Annotated in this window: 12 protein-coding genes and 1 pseudogene; all 13 read left to right on the plus strand. The window is 71.4% G+C overall.

Annotated features, from left to right (window positions below; all coding sequences use genetic code 11):
- Window positions 1-251: 251 nt before the first annotated feature.
- The 13 genes and pseudogenes from AB0K82_RS12735 to AB0K82_RS12795 all read left to right on the plus strand — a co-directional run bounded on the left by AB0K82_RS12735 (window position 252) and on the right by AB0K82_RS12795 (window position 17,778).
- A complete protein-coding gene (locus AB0K82_RS12735; RefSeq protein WP_364395917.1) occupies window positions 252-632 on the plus strand; it encodes a DurN family substrate-assisted peptide maturase in 381 nt (126 codons plus the stop codon).
- A 35-nt stretch (window positions 633-667) separates the two neighbouring features.
- Window positions 668-907 carry a cinnamycin family lantibiotic gene (locus tag AB0K82_RS12740; RefSeq protein ID WP_364395919.1) on the plus strand — a complete coding sequence of 80 codons (240 nt, stop codon included), beginning with the start codon at window positions 668-670 and terminating at the stop codon, window positions 905-907.
- Between the two features lie 92 nt (window positions 908-999).
- Window positions 1,000-4,218, plus strand: coding sequence for a type 2 lanthipeptide synthetase LanM family protein (locus tag AB0K82_RS12745; protein WP_364395920.1), 3,219 nt, complete (start codon window positions 1,000-1,002; stop codon window positions 4,216-4,218).
- 6 nt (window positions 4,219-4,224) lie between these two features.
- Window positions 4,225-5,127 carry a Nif11-like leader peptide family natural product precursor gene (locus AB0K82_RS12750; protein ID WP_364395922.1) on the plus strand — a complete coding sequence of 301 codons (903 nt, stop codon included), beginning with the start codon at window positions 4,225-4,227 and terminating at the stop codon, window positions 5,125-5,127.
- Window positions 5,124-6,989, plus strand: a complete 1,866-nt coding sequence (locus AB0K82_RS12755) for an ATP-binding cassette domain-containing protein (RefSeq protein WP_364395924.1) — start codon at window positions 5,124-5,126, stop codon at window positions 6,987-6,989. The genes AB0K82_RS12750 and AB0K82_RS12755 overlap by 4 nt, the downstream gene beginning before the upstream one ends.
- Before the next feature lie 343 nt (window positions 6,990-7,332).
- Window positions 7,333-9,240, plus strand: a complete 1,908-nt coding sequence (locus tag AB0K82_RS12760) for a S9 family peptidase (RefSeq protein WP_364395926.1) — start codon at window positions 7,333-7,335, stop codon at window positions 9,238-9,240.
- On the plus strand, window positions 9,233-10,594 hold the full coding sequence (locus AB0K82_RS12765; RefSeq protein WP_364395928.1) for a serine hydrolase domain-containing protein: 1,362 nt from the start codon (window positions 9,233-9,235) through the stop codon (window positions 10,592-10,594). The genes AB0K82_RS12760 and AB0K82_RS12765 overlap by 8 nt, the downstream gene beginning before the upstream one ends.
- Window position 10,595: 1 nt before the next feature.
- The gene (locus AB0K82_RS12770; RefSeq protein ID WP_364395929.1) at window positions 10,596-11,717 is read left to right on the plus strand and encodes a M20 family metallopeptidase; all 1,122 of its coding nucleotides are present in this window, start codon (window positions 10,596-10,598) and stop codon (window positions 11,715-11,717) included.
- Window positions 11,714-12,562 carry a GNAT family N-acetyltransferase gene (locus AB0K82_RS12775; RefSeq protein WP_364395931.1) on the plus strand — a complete coding sequence of 283 codons (849 nt, stop codon included), beginning with the start codon at window positions 11,714-11,716 and terminating at the stop codon, window positions 12,560-12,562. Before AB0K82_RS12770 ends, AB0K82_RS12775 begins: the two co-directional genes overlap by 4 nt.
- Window positions 12,559-13,665 carry an o-succinylbenzoate synthase gene (gene menC / locus AB0K82_RS12780; protein ID WP_364395933.1) on the plus strand — a complete coding sequence of 369 codons (1,107 nt, stop codon included), beginning with the start codon at window positions 12,559-12,561 and terminating at the stop codon, window positions 13,663-13,665. Before AB0K82_RS12775 ends, menC begins: the two co-directional genes overlap by 4 nt.
- 121 nt (window positions 13,666-13,786) lie before the next feature.
- A complete protein-coding gene (locus AB0K82_RS12785) occupies window positions 13,787-15,394 on the plus strand; it encodes a helix-turn-helix domain-containing protein (protein WP_364395935.1) in 1,608 nt (535 codons plus the stop codon).
- A 979-nt stretch (window positions 15,395-16,373) separates the two neighbouring features.
- Window positions 16,374-16,643: pseudogene (locus AB0K82_RS12790) on the plus strand (MmgE/PrpD family protein); the annotation flags it as partial.
- A complete protein-coding gene (locus AB0K82_RS12795) occupies window positions 16,597-17,778 on the plus strand; it encodes an MmgE/PrpD family protein (RefSeq protein ID WP_364396022.1) in 1,182 nt (393 codons plus the stop codon). The pseudogene AB0K82_RS12790 and the gene AB0K82_RS12795, both read left to right, overlap by 47 nt.
- Window positions 17,779-17,781: the final 3 nt, after the last annotated feature.

Raw genomic sequence — 17,781 nt, forward strand, 5'->3', positions numbered from 1 at the left:
CGGTGAATACCGGAAAATGAGACTTCGCGGACCGTTCGAGCTCTCCGCACTTCCGCGCGTGAGCAGATTCCAGCATTGATGAATTCGACTGGCAAGTCCCCGACCTCCATTCCTCTCGAATCGCCTCCTATAGGACATTCCGCAGGGCCTTGACTTCCCAGTGGCACGCCAATAGCATCCATCTTGTTTAACTCTGTGTGACGAAGTCATTACACAAAGCGATCACTGATCGTCCGAGGAGGACATGCCGCATGGGACTCAAGGGCACCGGGCCGAAGCCCCCGAGCGATCTGACCAAGCATCGGGCGATCGAGACGGTCCGTCAGATCCAGCACCTCATGCTGCTGTGCGCGCTGCTGCCGCCCGACGGCAGACTGCAGGAGGTGCTCCGGCTCGCGCTCTCACTCCACGAGGAGCCGCTGCTGGCGCGGATGACGCCGGTGACGGACCTGCACCCCCAGACCACCAAGGAATGGCTCGAATCCCTCTGGATTCGAGATGGAATATCCGCCGAGGAAGAGGAGATGATCGCCTGGCAGAACGACAAGCCGAACATGGACGCCGCGATAGCCGAGATCAAGAATGCCGAACGGCAGCTCGGCATACGACTGGCGACCGAACTGGTCGAGTAGCACGGCAGGGTTCACCACAGAAAAGGAGAAACGTGATGTCACCGAGCAGCGTACTGCGTCACGCCGCGGCGGACGCGGACATCCGCGCCGAGGTGCTGGCGGCTCCCGAGGCGTTCGGCGTCTCCGCGGGCGCCGTTCCGGCCTCCGTCGAGCCGCTGGACGAGGAGACCCTCGACTTCTGGACCGAGGGCGTGGCCGCCACCGAGGTGTACGCCTGCGCGAGCAGCTGCAGCGCGGGCCCGTTCACGATCGTCTGCGACGGCGGCACCAAGTAGTCGACCGCCAAGCGAGAACCAACCGGTGGGCCGACACGGTCGGCCCACCGGCCCACCGGCCCGCGCAGACCGCCGGAGCGAGGAACCCCGCCGTGACCCCACTCTTCCCCTTGGACCTCGCGGCCCGTGCCGCGAACCTCTCCGAACAGGCTCAGGTCGTCTCCGCGCTGCGGCCGGCCGAGGACGCGCCACCGCTGACGGAGTTCGACCGGTGGCGGATCGGCCGGCTGGCGGACAGGCTGGCCGGGCGGTTCCATGAGGAGCGCGCGCGACGGCCGGGGCCGGCGCGGCACACCCGGCGCTCGCTGACCGACATCCTGACCGAGTACCGGCGGCACGAGCTGACGCTCACCGGTCCCGACGACGCCCTCGGCCGGATCCTCACGGACCTGCAGGCCGAATGGCTGCCGACGTACCAGGCCGCCCTGCGGGGGCTGGACCGGTCCGGTGACCGGGCCGCCGAGGCGAGCTGGCGCGAACGCGACGTCTACTACGGCCGACTCGCCATCGCCTGTGAGCCGTTCCTGACCGAGCTGGGCCGGCGGCTGGGCGAAGCCCTCGCGGCGGACGCCGGCCGGACGGCCCTCCGCGTCGACGCCCAGGTGATCGACGACTTCCAGGCGCACCTGCTCGGCCGCTTCGAGCTGGCGCTGGCCTGGGCGGTGGAGGCCGATTCCAAGGCGCACTGCGCGCTGCACGGCATCGACCCGGCACGGACGACCCGTGAGGACTACCTGGCCTACCTCGACAAGACGTTCTCCGATGCCGCGTCCTACCACCGCTTCTACCTGGACTTTCCGGTCCTGGGACGATGGCTGGCGCACGTCACCGAGCTGCTCGCCGGCCACGGCCGCGAGATGATCGCCCGGCTGCGCGCCGACGCCGACGTCGTCGCCGCGGCGTTCTTCGGAACGCCGATCGCCAGGGTGCGCTCCGTGCGCCTGGGCCGATCCGACATGCACGCCGGTGCCCGCAGCGTGGCGATCGTCGACGTCACGCTGGCGGACGGCACCGACGCGTCGTTCGTCTACAAGCCGCGCTGTGTCCGTGGCGAGGCCGCGTTGCAGGAGCTGCTGGTCCGGCTGCGCGACGACGACGTCCTCGACTTCGCCCCGCAGCCGGTGCTGCCCAGGGACGGTTACGGCTACGAGGCGCTGATCCCGTCCGGACGCAACCGGGTCGAGACGCGCGAGCAGGCCGGGCACGTGTACGCCGAGCTCGGCGGCTACCTCGCCATCTTCTACATCCTCGGCGGGGGCGACCTGCACTTCGAGAACGTCCTGGTCGCCGACGGCCACGCGTTCATCTGCGACTGCGAGACCGTGCTCGGCGCGCCGCCCAAGGGGCAGCCGCGGCCGTCCGGCACGCTCATGGACTCGGTGTTCAGGACCGGCCTGATCGAATGGCCTGCGCCCGCGACCGCGACCGAGACGGGCATGAGGCTCAGCGGCTACTCGGGGGGCGACGCCTACCGGATGCCGATGCCGGTCCCAGGGATCAACGAGCACCGGATGTCCTTCGGAGCGGCCGTGACACACCGCGCGGGCGTGCTGGTCGAGCCGGGAGCGCCCAACCGCGTCTTCGTCGGCGACGAGCTCACCCGGGCCGAGGACTTCATCGACGCGATCAGGACCGGGTTCCACCGCGTCTACCGGTGGTTCCAGGAGCGGCCCGAGCCGGCGGTCGAGTACGTGACCGGCCTTTTCGCCGGCACCCGGGTGCGCTTCATCAACTGGAGCACGCAGGTCTACGCGCAACTGCTCGCGGCCGCGCGCCACCCCAAGTGCCTGATCGAGCCGCTGGAGGTGGACCTGCTCGTCAACACGGTGCGCACGTTCCCCCGCAACTGGGACGGTGAGGGCGTGCTGCCGCCCTGGGAGCTGACGTCGATGTGGCGGCTGGACGTGCCCATGTTCACCGTCGACGCCGACGGCGACCGGCTCGTCCACGACCACCACGACGAGGTCGCGGCCACGGTCGAGACGACGCCGCTGGACCACGCCGCCGCGCGGATCCGGCGGCTCTCCGCGCGGAACCGCGCCCAGCAGGACCAGTACATCGCCGCGGGCCTGTCCGGCGGCGACGTCACGAGCCCGGACTTCGCGGCCACCTGCGTCGAGCAGGCGAGCGCCGTCGGGCTGCGGCTGTGCCAGATGCTGCGCGAGCCGGACGGTGCGCCGTGGACGTCGTACGTCATCACCGGCGACGGCAAGGCCGAGGTCGACATCGAGGGCGACCTGTACCTCGGGTCGGCGGGCGTCGCGTTCTTCCTCGCCCACCTCCACGAGGCGGATCCGCGGCCGGAGTTCCGCCGCGCCGCCGAACGCGCCCTCGCCCACGCGCTCGACACCCGCGACCGCAGCCGCATCGGGGCCTTCGCCGGGCTCGGTGGACTGGTCTACCTCCTCACCCACCTGCACCGCCTGTGGGGCGACCGCGCGTTGCTCGACCGTGCCGTCCGCCTCGCCGACGAGGCCGCCGGCCTGATCGAGCAGGACCGCCACCTCGACGTCTTCCACGGCGTTGCCGGGCTCATCCCCGTGTTCCTCGGGCTCGCGGACGCCACCGGCGGCCACGGCCTGGAGCAGGCGCACCGATGCGCCGCGCACCTGCTGCACCATGCGCGGGCCGACGGCGACACCCTCTCGTGGCCCAGCCCGGACCCGCGCACCGTGGCGGCCGACCTGACCGGCCTCTCGCACGGAGCCGGCGGCATCGGCTGGGCACTCATCATGCTCGGGTGCCGCGACGACCGTTCCGGATACGTCGACGCCGGCCGGCGCGCCTTCGCCTACGAGGCCCGCCACTTCGACCACGACGAGCAGGACTGGTACGACCTGCGGCGCATCCCGGGCGGCCGGCTCCGCAACGGGCGCCACTACGCCAACGCCTGGTGCAACGGCGCCGCCGGCATCGGAATGACCCGGATCCACAGCTGGGCCCTGCTCGGCAAGGACGACGACGCCATGCTCAACGAGGCGCGTCAAGCGCTCACGGCCACGATGCGCGGCTTCCCGCGCCTGCAGAACGACTCGCTCTGCCATGGCCGTTCGGGCAACGCCGAGTTGTTCCTGCGGTTCGCCGAACTCGCCGAAGAGCCCGCCTTCCGGATGGAGGCCAACGTCCAGGCCCAGGCCCAATGGCGGAACCTCGAGGACGCCCGGCCGGGACCGGAGTCGGGATTCTTCCCGGGCCTGATGCTGGGCCTGGCGGGTTTCGGCATGCACTTCCTGCGTCTGGCCCGGCCCGAGAGCACCCCGTCGGTCCTGCTCCTCGACCCGCCGGTGCCGCCCCGCCCATCGAAGGAGTGAGACACGATGACCGTTGAGTCCTGCACCCGGTTCCTGCGCCTGGCCGAGGAGGACCCGCAGGTCCGGCAGCAGATGAAGGCCCTGACCGGAGTGGAGGAGGTGATCCGGCTCGCCCGTACCGGCGGCTACGACTTCACCGTCCGCGACCTCATCACGGCATCCGCCGAGGCCGGTGCCAGGGACGTGCCGGAGCCGCTGGACGCCCCACCGGCCGGGGACCGCCCGAAGCCACCGGCAGGCGCGGTCTATCACTACGAGTACGACATGAACGACCTGCCCGGCTTCGACGCGATCATCGACGAGCTCCCGCGGCTCAAGGTTCAACCGTCAACGGTCGACCTGGCCCGTTTCCACGACGCGTTTCGCGAGGAGGACCTGCACTCGACGGCGCTGGCGCCATCCGGTCCCGAGTACCAGGCCTGGCGTGACCGAGTCGCCGCCGCGCCCGCCGGTGACGTCAGGCGCGACTTCCACTTGATCAACCTCGACGAGCACGTCGCGCATCAAGGATACGACGCCTACCTGGCAGCCAAGACGCGCGCGATCGCCGCGCTGGAGGACGTGTTCCACGCGGAGGTTCGCTTCTCGGGCAGCATGTGGTACCCGCCGTCCGCCTACCGGCTCTGGCACACCAACGAGGACCAACCGGGCTGGCGCATGTACATCGTCGACTTCGACGGCGACTTCGCCGACCCGGAGCGCACCTCCTTCTTCCGCTACCAGAACCCCGCCACCGGTGAGCTGGTCACCCTTCGCGAACACCCCCGGATGGTGCGGTTCTTCAAGATCGAGCAGGAGCAGGACCGGCTGCTGTGGCATTGCATCGTCAACCCGACCGAGCGCCACCGGTGGAGCTTCGGGTTCGTCGTGCCGGAGCACTGGGCCGAGTGCCTCCCGGAGCCGTCGTGAGCCTGCGACCGAGTCCGGCGCCGGCGTCCGCCGGAACCGCGCCCGTCGTCCCCGCGATCAGGGCGACCGACCTGCGCAAGCGGTACGCCGACGTCACCGCGGTCGACGGAATCGACCTGACCGTGGCTCCGGGCGAGAGCTTCGGCTTCCTCGGCCCCAACGGCGCGGGCAAGACGACGACGATCGCGATGCTCTGCACGCTGGCCGCGCCCACGTCCGGCCGCGTCGAGATCGCCGGCCACGACACGCGCACCGACCCGGCCGGGGCGCGGCGCAGCCTCGGCATGGTCTTCCAGGAGACCACGCTGGACGGCGACCTCACCGCCGCGGAGAACCTGCGCTTCCACGCCGACCTGTACGACGTTCCCGTCGCCGCGGTGCCCGCCCGCATCGACGAGACCCTGGCCCTCGTCGGGCTGACCGGACACCGCGACCGGCTGGTGCGCACCTACTCCGGCGGCATGCGGCGGCGCCTGGAGATCGCCCGGGCGCTGCTGCACCGCCCCCAGGTCCTCTTCCTGGACGAGCCCACCATCGGCCTGGACCCACAGGCGCGCGCCCGGGTCTGGCGGCATCTCCGGCAGGTCTGCCAGAGCGAGCGGGTCACGCTGTTCCTGACCACGCACTACCTGGACGAGGCCGACCAGTGCGACCGCATCGCGATCATCGACGACGGACGCATCGTCGCCGAGGGGGTTCCCGACGAGCTGAAGTCGGTCCTCGGAGCAGACCGGATCGACCTGCGCACCGCCGACGACGCGGCGGCCGCCCGCCTGCTGCGCGAACGCCTCGGCCTGGACGTGGCCGCCGGCCCGTACGGACTGTCGGTACGGGTCACCGACAGCACGCGGGTCCTGCGACGGATCTTCACCGAACTCGACGTCTTCGTCCATGAGGCGAAGGTCGTCCCGCCCAGCCTCGACGACGTGTTCCTCCACCACACCGGGCACCGGATCCGCGACGGTGTCCCGGCGGAACCCGACGCCCCCTCCCCCGGCCCCGAGCCCGTGTCCGGTCCGCGCACCGGCCCGGCACCGGCCGAACCCGCACCCCGGGGCCTGCGCGCCGAAGTGCGCGCGCTGCGCATGGTATGGCGGCGCGAGATCCTGCACTTCGCCCGCGACCGCACCGGAACCGCCATCTCGCTGTTGCAGCCGCTGCTGTTCCTGTTCGTCTTCGGCGCCGGCGTCGCCGGTCTCCTTCCCACGGCCGGCGGCGGGCCCGCCTACCAGCTGTTCCTGTTCTCCGGGATCCTGCTCATGGCGGCCCAGGGGCCGGCCGTCTCCGTCGGCTCCTCAGTGCTGTGGGACCGCCAGAACGGCTTCCTTCGCGAGATGCTCGTCAGCCCGGTCCGGCGCGGCACCCTGCTGATCGGCAAGTGCCTGGGCGGCACCACCGCGGCCACCTGTCAGGCGGCGCTGCTCCTCACCGCCGCCACCCCGATCGGCGTCCCCTTCGACCCCGGCCTGTACGCGCTGCTCCTGGTCGAACTCGTCCTGACCGCGCTCGCCATGACGGCCTTCGGCGTCCTGGCGGCCACCCTGATCGGCCGGCCGCAGACCTTCGGAACCGCGTTGACCGTGCTCATGGCCCCGCTGACGTTCCTGTCGGGCGCGATGTTCCCGCTCGCCGCCATGCCCACCTGGATGTCGACACTGGCGCTGATCAATCCACTCAGCTACGCGGTCGACGGCATGCGCCGCACCGTCGCGGCCTACCTACCGGGCCAGCCGGGCCCGCTCTTCCGGCGGCTGAGCTGGGGCCACTGGCACCCCCCGGTCCTGGCCGAATGGACCCTCATCACCCTCGCCGCCCTACTGGGCCTCCTCCTGGCCGCCCGCCGCTTCTCCCGCCCCTCCTAAGCCCGGCCGCCGGTCTCGATCACCGGCCCTGGCCTCCCACCGCGGGAGTCCGCGCCGTTGCGGCGGACGCGACACTTGCGCCCCAACTCTTGGTCGCTGGAACGACAAGAAGTCTCGGCGCAGCGCCGAGCACATCGCCCCCTGCCGTCCACCACGAGCAGCCGATGGACAACGGCACCCCCCAAAGTGGCGGGCGCTCGGGCATTCGGCCGTGGGTGTCATCGGGACGCACAGGGGCCGGGCCGTTTTTTCGGACGGCGGTACGAACCGCGGTCCCGGGCCCGATGCCTACTGTTCACCCAGTCGGCGGTGCTGTCTGTATGCCCACTCTTGAGGAGGCCCGGTGACCCGGCCACTCGTCATCGACGATCTGTTTAGCTTCGCGATCCCGGGCGAGCCTGCCCTCTCCCCCGACGGGGGCCGGGTGGTCTACACCCTGACCACCCAGAACGCCGAGTTGGACCGGGCGGAGAGTTCGCTGTGGGAGGTCACCGCCGACGGCGGGGCGCCTCGGCGCCTCACCCACGGTCCCGCCGACACCACACCGCGCTGGTCCCCCGACGGTTCGACCGTGGCGTTCCTGCGCGCAGGCCGGATCCACCTGCTGCCCGCAGATGGCGGGGAGGCGACGCCTCTGACGTCCAGAGAACCGGCCGCCGGCGCCCCCGTCTGGAGTCCGGACGGAACCCGGATCGCCTTCGCCGCCCCTGCGTCCGTCCTCGACCCGGTGGCACCCGTCGAGATCGATCGGCTCGGTTACAAGGCCGATGGCCTCGGGTTGATCGGCAACGTTCGTACGGAGCTGTTCGTCGTCGACGTGGCGACGGGCCGGACGAGACGGCTCACCGACGGCGACTTCCTCACGGGGCCACCGGCGTGGTCCCCCGACGGAACCCGGCTCGCCTTCGCCGCGTCGTTCGGTGACCGGGCCGACGTGACCGGTGCCCGTGCCGTCTACCTGATCGAGGCGGACGGGACCGGGCGGCGGCTCGCCGGGAATGTCGGAGGTCTGACCGCGACGGTCGCCTGGTTCCCCGGCGGCGACGCGCTCCTGCTCGTCGGCAGGAGCACCGTCACCGCCGGACACCTGGGGTTGCTGCGCCAGCCGCTCGACGGCTCCTCCCCTGTCGCGCTGAGCGCTCCGCTCGACCGGAACGTGATGCCCGGCATGCCCGGTTATCCGGGAGCGTCGCCGCAGTTCACGGACGCCGAGGGAAATGAGATCGTCTTCTGCGCGCGCGACCGTGGGGTCACCCGGCTCTACCGGCTCGGCGCCGACGGGATCGCCGAGATCCCGCTGGCGGCGGTGGCCGGGGTGAGCGGGTGCTCCGTCGCCGCCAAGGCCGGGCGGGCCGCCCTGGCGGTGGCCGACGGATCGAGCTTCGCCGAGATCGCGCTGCTCGACCTCGGCACGGGCGAGGCCGTACGTCTCACCGAGCACACCACCGGCTCCCTCCCGGACGTCGCCTTTCCCTCGATCGCCGAACGGGACTTCGCGATCTCCGACGGCACACGGGTGCACGGGCTGCTCATCAGGGATCCCGGCGCACCCGCCATGGGGCCGCTGCTCGTGGACGTGCACGGCGGACCGCACAACGCCTGGGCCCCGCACGCCGACCACGTGCACCTCTACCACCATGAGCTGGCCGCTCGCGGCTGGACGATCCTCGCGCTCAACGTTCGGGGCAGCGACGGCTACGGCGAGGATTTCTACACGGCCGCCATCGGCGCCTGGGGCGAGGCCGACGAGCGAGACGTCCTGGAGCCCGTCCAGGCCCTGATCGACGAGGGCCTGGTCGACCCCGCCCGGATCGCGTTGACCGGCTACAGCTACGGCGGCTACCTCACCTGCTGGCTGTCGGCACGCAGCGACGTCTTCAAGGTCGCCGTTCCCGGCGGGGTCGTCACCGACCTGCTCTCCATGGCGGGCACCTCCGACCAGGGCGAGGAACTGACCGCCATGGAGATCGGCCCCCGCGACCGGCTGGTGGAACTCTCTCCGCTCAGCCATGTGGACGGCGTGCGCGCGCCCACGTTGATCCTGCACGGCGGAGCCGACGACTGCTGTCCGATCGGCCAGGCGGAGCAGTGGTTCCACGCGCTGCGGATGCGCGGCGTACCCGTCCGTCTCGTCCGGTATCCGGGCGGTAACCACCTGTTCATCCTCCACGGGCGGCCCTCCCACCGGGCCGACTACTCCCGCCGGCTCATCGGCTGGGTCGAGCAACATCTAGGAGCCGAGAATGTCTGATAGCACCCACTGGACGAACCGCCTGGCCGCGCTGACCGAGCGGCACCGCGTCCCGGGCGCGAGCCTGGGCATCCTGTCCGGCGGCGACCTGATCGAGACCGCCACCGGCCTGGCCAACGCCGACGCCGGGATCGAGGCGACCACCGAGACGCTGTGGCAAATCGGCTCGATCTCGAAGGTCTGGACCACGACCGTCGCCATGATGCTCGTCGATGAGAAGGCACTGGCGCTGGACGCGCCGATCGTCTCGGTGCTGCCCGAGCTGAAACTGAGCACCGACGAACTGACCGAGAAGGTGACGCTGCGCCACCTGCTCACGCACACCAGCGGGATCGACGGTGACTTCTTCCTCGACACCGGCCGCGGCGACGACTGCCTGGAGCTCTACGTCGAAAAGCTCGTGGAGGCCGCCGCGAACCACCCGCTGGGCGCGACCATGTCGTACTGCAACGCGGGTCTCACCCTCGTCGGCAGGGTGCTGGAGCGGGTCACCGGCGTCCAGTGGGACCGGCTGATGCGCGAGCGGCTGTACCAGCCCCTCGGCCTCACCCACACCGCGACGCTGCCGGAGGACGTGCTCCGGTTCCGCGCCGCCGCGGGCCACGTGGGTGAGCCGCCGGTGGTCGCGCCGCAGTGGACGCTGATGCGATCGGCGGGCCCGGCCGGACTCATCTGCTCGACCCCGCGCGATGTCCTCACCTTCGCCCGGCTGCACCTGGACGGCGGCCTGGCCGGGGACGGCACACGCCTGCTGTCGGCCGCGAGCGCCGAAGCCATGCACACACCCCAGGTCGCCCTGCCCGACACCCGCACGTTCGGCGACGCGTGGGGGCTCGGCTGGATCCTGATGGACTGGTCGGGACACCGCCTGTACGGCCACGACGGCAACACCATCGGCCAGTCCGCGTTCCTGCGCGTACTCCCGGAGGCCGGGCTGGCCGTGTGCCTGCTGACCAACGGCGGCGACCCGAGCGGCCTCTACCAGGACCTCTACTCGGAGATCTTCGCCGAGCTGGCCGGGGTGGCCATGCCGGAACCGCCCGAACCGGCCGCCGAGCCCGTCGCGGACGACGTGTCCCGCTACACCGGCACGTACGAGCGCGCCTCGACGCGCATCGAGGTGTTCGAACGTGGCGACGACCTCGTCATGCGCACCACGGTGACCGGGGTACTCGCCGACCTGATCCCCGAGCCCGAACGCGAGATCGAGCAGGAGCTGCGCCCGCTGGAGCCGGGCGTGTTCGTGACCCGCAGACCGGGGATCAGGGGCTGGCTGTCCGCGACCTTCTACGCGCTCCCGGACGGCTCGCGGTATCTCCACCACGGTGGCCGCGCGACACCGAAGGTCGCCTGACGTGCGTGATCTTCGCGCGGCCGTCGAGGCCCGGTCGGCCGGGCTCCTCTCCGACATCGAAGAGCTGGTGTCCGTGGAGTCGCCCACCGCGGACCTGGCGGCCGTACGCGAGTGCGCCGAGGCGGTGGCCGGACTCGGGACCCGCCTGACCGGGCGGTCCCCCGAACGGCTGGACGCCGGCGGACGGCCGCATCTGCGTTGGCGGTTCGGCTCCGGCGACCGGGTGCTCCTGCTCGGCCACTTCGACACCGTCTGGCCGGTCGGCTCGCTGCGCACCCGTCCGTTCGCCATCGAGGACGGGCGGCTGACCGGGCCGGGGTGCTTCGACATGAAGGCCGGCCTCGCCCAGCTCTTCCACGCCCTGTCCGTACTGGACGATCTCGACGGGGTGACCGTGCTGGTCACCAGCGACGAGGAGACCGGGTCACGCACGTCGCGGAGCCTCATCGAGGCCGAGGCCCGCCGTACGTCCGCCGCCCTGGTCCTGGAGGCCAGCGAGGAAGGAGCCCTCAAGACCGCGCGCAAGGGGGTGTCCACCTACGATCTGCGCATCACCGGCCGGGCCGCGCACGCCGGTCTCGAACCACACCGCGGGGTGAACGCGACCAACGAACTGGCCCACCAGATCCTGGCGATCTCCGCGCTCGGCGACGCGGAGGCGGGGACCTCGGTGACCCCGACGGTCGCCTCGGCCGGAACCACCCGGAACACGGTGCCCGCCTCGGCGGAACTCCTGGTGGACGTGCGGGCGGCGACCACCGCCGAACAGGACCGGGTCGACACCGCGATCCGCGCGCTTCCGCCTGTGCTGAAGGGCGCGCGGCTCGAACTGTCCGGCGGCCCCGATCGGCCGCCGCTGCAGGAGAGTTCGTCGGCGCGGTTGTTCGCCCGTGCCCGCCGGCTGTACGGCGAGCTCGGGTTCGGGTCGCTGTCGGGAGTGGCCGTCGGAGGCGGCTCCGACGGGAACCTCACCGCCGGCGCCGGCACCCCCACGCTGGACGGGCTCGGCGCCGTCGGCGGCGGGGCGCACGCGGACCACGAACACGTGATCGTGGCGGAGCTGCCGCGCCGAACCGCGCTGGTGGCGGCGCTGGTCCGCGAGCTGACCAAGGAGCCGGTGTGACCGGCGGGCTCGTCGCCGAGGCGAGAGAAGCGGCCCGCCTGGCCTCGCTCGGGGCGGGGCTGAGCATCCGGGAACTGGAGGACCCCCTCGACCTGCGCGAGGCGTGCGCACTCCTGGACCGCGTGTGGCGGCCTCCGGCGGGCAGCACACTGATCATGCCGGAGCTGATGCAGTCGATCGGGCACTCGGGCGGGTATGTCGTGGGCGCCTACGCGGACGGCCGGATGGTCGGGGCGTGCGTCGGACTGCTGGCCACCGCCGGGCTGCACTCGCACATCGCCGGAGTCGGGAGCGGTTCCCGGGGACGCGGCGTCGGATACGCGATGAAGGTCCACCAGCGCGCCTGGTCGCTGGAGCGCGGCATCACGACGGTGACCTGGACGTACGACCCGCTGATCAGCCGCAACGCGTACTTCAACCTGGCGAAGCTCGGCGCGGTACCCGCCGAGTACCTCCCCGACTTCTACGGGGCGATGCGGGACGAGGTCAACGCGGGCATCGAGAGCGACCGGATCCTGGTCCACTGGAATCTGGCCGATCAGCGTGTGTCGGCCGCCTGCGGCGGGCGGCCGCACGTCGCGGATCCCGGGCCCGAGCCGGTGGTCGGACTCGACGCCAAGCCCGACGGCGGCCCGGCCGCCGGGCGGCGGGACGGTGAGGTCGTCCTGGTCCGGATACCGGGCGACATGGAGGCGATGCGAAGTGCCGACCCCGGTCTGGCGCTCGAATGGCAGCGGGCGGTCCGCGACACGCTCGGCGGGCTGATGGCCGAGGGACGCGCCGTCACCGGCTTCGAGAGGGCCGGCTGGTACGTGATCGAACGAGGTCGGGAGGAGCGGTCATGAAACCCGTCGGAGTGGAACTGCGCCGGATCGCGATGCCGCTGGTGTCTCCGTTCCGCACGTCGTTCGGGACGCAGACGACCAGGGACATCCTGCTGGTCAGGGTCGAGACCGGCGATGGCGAGGGTTACGGCGAGTGCGTCACGATGGCCGACCCGGTGTACTCCGCGGAGTACACCGATGGGGCGATCGACGTGCTGCGCGGGCACCTGATCCCGGCGCTGTTCCGGCGGCCCGAACTCGATCCGTGGGCGGTGGCCCCCGCGCTCGCCGCGTTCAAGGGGCACCGGATGGCGAAGGCCGCTCTGGAGACCGCCGTCCTGGACGCCTGGCTGCGCACCAGGTCGCTGTCGCTCGGCGAGTGGCTGGGGGCCACCACCGACCGGGTCGCCGCCGGCGTCTCGGTGGGAATCATGAACTCGATCCCCGAACTGCTCGACGCCGTCGAGGGCTACCTCGCCGAGGGGTACAAGCGGATCAAACTGAAGATCGAGCCCGGCTGGGACGTCGCGCCGGTCCGCGCGGTCCGCGAGCGCTTCGGAGACGACGTGCCGCTCCATGTCGACGCCAACACCGCCTACACCCTCGCGGACGCCCGGCACCTGGCGCGCCTGGACGAGTTCGGGCTGCTGCTCATCGAGCAGCCGCTGGACGAGGAGGACGTACGGGGCCACGCGCAACTGGCACAGGCCGTACGCACGCCGATCTGCCTGGACGAGTCGATCGTCTCGGCACGTGCTGCCGCCGACGCCATCGCCCTCAGGGCCTGCTCGATCATCAACATCAAACCGGGCCGGGTCGGCGGATACCTGGAGGCAAGGCGGATCCACGACGTGTGCGCCGCGCACGGCGTGCCCGTCTGGTGCGGAGGAATGCTGGAGAGCGGGCTCGGCCGGGCCGCCAACGTCGCGCTGGCCGCCCTGCCCGGCTTCACGCTGCCCGGCGACACGTCCGCCTCGGGGAGGTACTACCGGACCGACATCACCGAACCGTTCGTACTGCGGGACGGGCACCTGGAGGTACCCCGCGGCCCGGGCCTCGGCGTCCGGCCCATCCCGGAACGGCTGGCCGAGGTCACCGTCTCCACCGAGTGGATCGCCCGGTGAGCGGGATCGAGTCCCGGCCGCGGACGGCCTTCGACGCGGGACGCGCGCCCGCCTGATCGACGGCTGCGCCGAGCTTCCGCGTCCATGCCGGCCGATCCTCCGGTTCACCTATGGTGTGACGGTGATCGTGCCGTCGGCGGCCGTGCTCGGCCGTATCCTCACCGACCTGGGCTCCACCCTGGTCGAGGTCGTGGCGGGCGAGCCCGATCCCGTACGGTCCGTCGGCGGTGTGCTGATTCACGATGCCCGGGACGAGCCGGCTCGGCTGCCGGGCGCCGTTGTGCTGGGTGTCGGGGTCTACGGAGCCGACCAGGTCGTCGCGCTCGTCGAGCGGGCGGCCGGGCTCGGCGCCGCGGCGGTGATCGTACGGTCCCCGGTCGCGGTGGACGACTCAGTGCGGGACGCCGCCACGCGTACCGGCATCACCGTGCTGGGTCTCACGCCGGGAGCGTCCTGGGCCCAGGTCGCCGCGCTGTTGCGGTCCCTGCTCGCCGTCGACGAGGTCGGCGCGGCCGAGGACCGAGGAGAACCACCGGTCGCCGGGGACCTGTTCGCCCTGGCCAACGCGGTCGCGGCGCTGCTCGACGGCCCGGTGACCGTGGAGGATCGCAACGGTCGGGTGCTGGCCTTCTCCAGCCGGCAGGACGAAGGCGACGAGGCCAGGATCGCGACGATCCTCGACCGTCAGGTGCCCGCCGACAAGCTGCGCGCGCTGGAGGAACGCGGAGCCTTCCACGCCCTCTACCGCAGCGAACGGCCCCTCTACGTGGAGGGCATCGCGGACAAGCCCCGCGTGGCGATCGCCGTCCGGGCGGGCGGAGAGATCCTCGGCTCCATCTGGGTCGTGGTCGGCGAGCCGCTCACCGCCGACCACGAACAGTCCCTCGTCGAGGCCGCGAAGGTCGTCGCGCTGCACCTGCTCCGCCGGAGGGCGGGCGAGGACGTAGAACGCCGGCTCCGTGCCGATCTGCTCGCCACGATCCTGGAAGGCGGCGCAGGCGCGCCCGAGGCGGCCGTACGCCTCGGGCTCTCGGCTCAACCCGCCTGTGTACTGGCGATGGCGGTGTCCGGGGATTCCCCGGCGCCTGACCGGATGGCCGCCGGGAACCAGGTCTCGGGAGCCCTCGCCCTGCACTTGGCCGCGGTGCATCCGCGGACCGCCACCGCCTCGCTCGGCGGCGTCACCTACGCGATCCTGCCGACCGCTTCTGACGAGTCGGCGCTGCGCGTGGCCGAGGAGTTCCTCGCCCGGATCGGCGCCCGTGTCCCCGTGGTCATCGGCATCGGCCGGGTGGCGGCGCGTCCGGTGGACCTGCCGCGATCGCGGAACGACGCCGACCGTGCGCTCCGGGTTCTGCGCGGCGGACGCTCAGGGGCCAGGTTCGCACGCCTGTCGGACGTCTATACGTCATACCTTCTGATGGACCTGGCCGACAGGATGGCAGCCGAGGACGAACTGCCCGACGGCCCCGTCGTCAGGCTCCGCGCATACGACGCCGAGCACAACACTCCACTCACCGAGACCCTCGCCGCATGGCTGGCCACGTTCGGCGACGTGATCGCGGCCTCGGCCGCCATGCACGTCCACCCGAACACCTTCCGCTACCGCCTCAAGCGGCTGATGGAGGTCGCCGATCTCGACCTCACCGATCCGGACGCCCGGTTCGAGGCGATGCTCCAACTCCGCCTCATGCCGCCCGCGGGCCGACCCGGAACTCCCGGCCCGTGATCCCGAACGCTAACCCTTCCGGAGGAAGTCGTACGGGTCAGATCACTTAGAGATGTCGGGGTATCTACTGTCTGCGACGCGCGGACTGCTCCGGGGATACTCGTCGCTTCCCCTTCAGAACCGGCATCGGCGGCTGCTCTCGCAGACGGCTCGGCGGCTGCTCTCGCAGACGGCTCGGCGGCTGCACGCGCCGCTGCCCTCCTGACCGGTGCGGCTAGTGCGTCCACGGCTTGGAGGGCCCCCGCCGTGGCGATGGAGACGGTGGCGCCCCGGGCCATCGACGCGATGGTGGCGCCGAGGCCGTGGTCGGCGTTCGGGGTGAGTCGGTGGTCGAACCACCCGTAGACCGCCCCAGCCGACCCGGCACAGAACAGGGCACCAGCCCCGGATGTTTCGGCATCGGCTGCCGCGTTACAGCCGACCTCATGGACGGTCGTGACGACGATGGCGACCATCGTGTGGACCCGGCGACGGTGAGACCTCTTCTCAGCGCCCCGTCCGACGGGTGCCCGCTTCGACCGAACGCTCGGTCAACGGGCCGTCCGGCTCGTGGTACGTGACGTTCGCCCGGGTCAACGGGCGCCATCACCGAGCATTCGGCACGCCGCCGCCGCGGGAAGCGGCGATCGCGACGCTAACGCCCCAAGTCCTGGCCGCTGGGACGACGGAAAGTCTCGGCACAGAGCCGAGCGCCCACGGCGCCGGGGTTCCTCCCGGTCTTGCGTGAAGGCACTCCTCAAGGACCACAGGACGGTACGGTCCGGCTTCCGAGTCCCAGTGTTCGCGCGGTCCCGGGGATGGTGGTCAGCGTCGGCGACGCGACCGCCTTCGGTGACACCCCCACGGGTCCGGTCTCCGGGGGTGGCTGCCCGCGCCGGCTGCGGGATTCGCTCGCACAGCCCCGCAGTACACATTTCGGCACTAAGGGACAACAAAGTCCGTACTTGTCGACGCCCCGCCCCCGCGACAAACTCCGTTTGTGCCTGACGATTCTCCTGGTCTCTCCCGACGCATCAGTTCCTGGTCGAGTGGTGTGCGATGGTCGGACATACCCGAAGCCGTACGCGGCCGGGCGATCAACACGCTGCGGGACGTGGTGGCCGTCATGTTCGGCGGGGCGGCGACGACGGCCGCTCGGCTCGCCTCGGCCTACGCCCGTACCACTCCCGGAAGCTCCCCCTTGGCCGGAGGCGGATTCGCCGATCCGGCGAAAGCGGCTTTCGCCAACGCGACCGCGGCGACGGCGCTGGACTTCGAGGACGGTCTACCTCGGCGGCGGCATTCATCCCGGATCGGTCGTGGTCGCCGCGGGGCTCGCGGCCGCGCCGCCCGGCACGACCGTGGGCGACTTCCTGACCGCCCAGGTCGCGGGGTACGAAGTGGGGTTGCGCGCGGGGGCTCTGCTGTCGCCGCGGCCCGCCGGTGACTGGTACCACTGCACCGGCGCCGCCGGAAGCATCGGCGCCGCCGCGGCCGTGGCCCGGCTGTACGGCCTGGACGCCGACGCCACCACGCGAGCCATCACTCTGGCGTGGCAGCACGCGCCGATGGCGACGTTCGCCCTGCCGATGGCGAAGGAGTCGATCGGCTGGGGTGCGCTGGCCGGCGTGACGGCGGCCGACCTCGCCCGCTGCGGATTTCTCGGCCTTCCGGCCGGATACCGCCCGCCCGCGTTGTCGGGTTTCGCTGCGACCCCTTTCGATGTCCCCGGAGCCGCGGACAACGACTTTGTCATGAATTTCGGTGAGAGCTTCGAGAGCGGGCGCACCTATTTCAAGAAGTACGCGTGCTGCCGCTACATCCACGCGGCCGCCCACGGCCTCGAATCACTACTGCGGGAGCTGGGGGCAACCGCTGAGGAGGTCGCGGAAATCGAGGTGCAGACACACCGTGGTGCCCTCTTCCTCAGCGAGACCTCGCCGCGAACGCTGGAACACGCGCAATACAGTTTTCCGCATGTGCTCGCCGCAGTGGTGCTCGACGGCGCCGCGGGGGCACGGCAGATCGACGAAGGACATCTGGGCGATCCCCGTCGCGATCAGCTCGCCGCCCGGGTGCGCCTCACCCACGCCCCCGAGTTCGACAGTGCTCCCCCCGCCTCCTATCCCTCCCGTGTGCGCGTACGGACCGTCGACGGCCGGGAGGCCGAGGAGCTGTGCACCGTCGCGCCCGGCGATCCCGACCTCCCCTTGTCAGACGTGGAGTTGCGGCGAAAGTGGCTGGACGTCATGACGCTCGCAGTGCCCCCGGACGCGACCGAGAGCGTGCTCGACGGACTCGGAGACCCCGAGCGCGTCCTGTCCGATGTCCTGTCACCGGCGTGGAAGGCAGTGCCCGTGACGGAACCGGCCACAACTCCCGCCGCATCGACGCGGAGTCGGTGATGC

It is taken from the genome of Actinoallomurus sp. NPDC052274 (assembly GCF_040679475.1).
In the GTDB taxonomy this organism is placed as follows: Bacteria; Actinomycetota; Actinomycetes; order Streptosporangiales; family Streptosporangiaceae; genus Actinoallomurus; species Actinoallomurus liliacearum.

What these genes read in the sequence shown, in the direction of transcription:
- AB0K82_RS12750 (WP_364395922.1), top strand. Translation starts at nt 4,225, where the DNA reads ATGACCGTTGAGTCCTGCACCCGGTTCCTGCGCCTGGCCGAGGAGGAC.
- AB0K82_RS12765 (WP_364395928.1), top strand. Translation starts at nt 9,233, where the DNA reads ATGTCTGATAGCACCCACTGGACGAACCGCCTGGCCGCGCTGACCGAG.
- AB0K82_RS12735 (WP_364395917.1), top strand. Translation starts at nt 252, where the DNA reads ATGGGACTCAAGGGCACCGGGCCGAAGCCCCCGAGCGATCTGACCAAG.
- menC (WP_364395933.1), top strand. Translation starts at nt 12,559, where the DNA reads ATGAAACCCGTCGGAGTGGAACTGCGCCGGATCGCGATGCCGCTGGTG.
- AB0K82_RS12740 (WP_364395919.1), top strand. Translation starts at nt 668, where the DNA reads ATGTCACCGAGCAGCGTACTGCGTCACGCCGCGGCGGACGCGGACATC.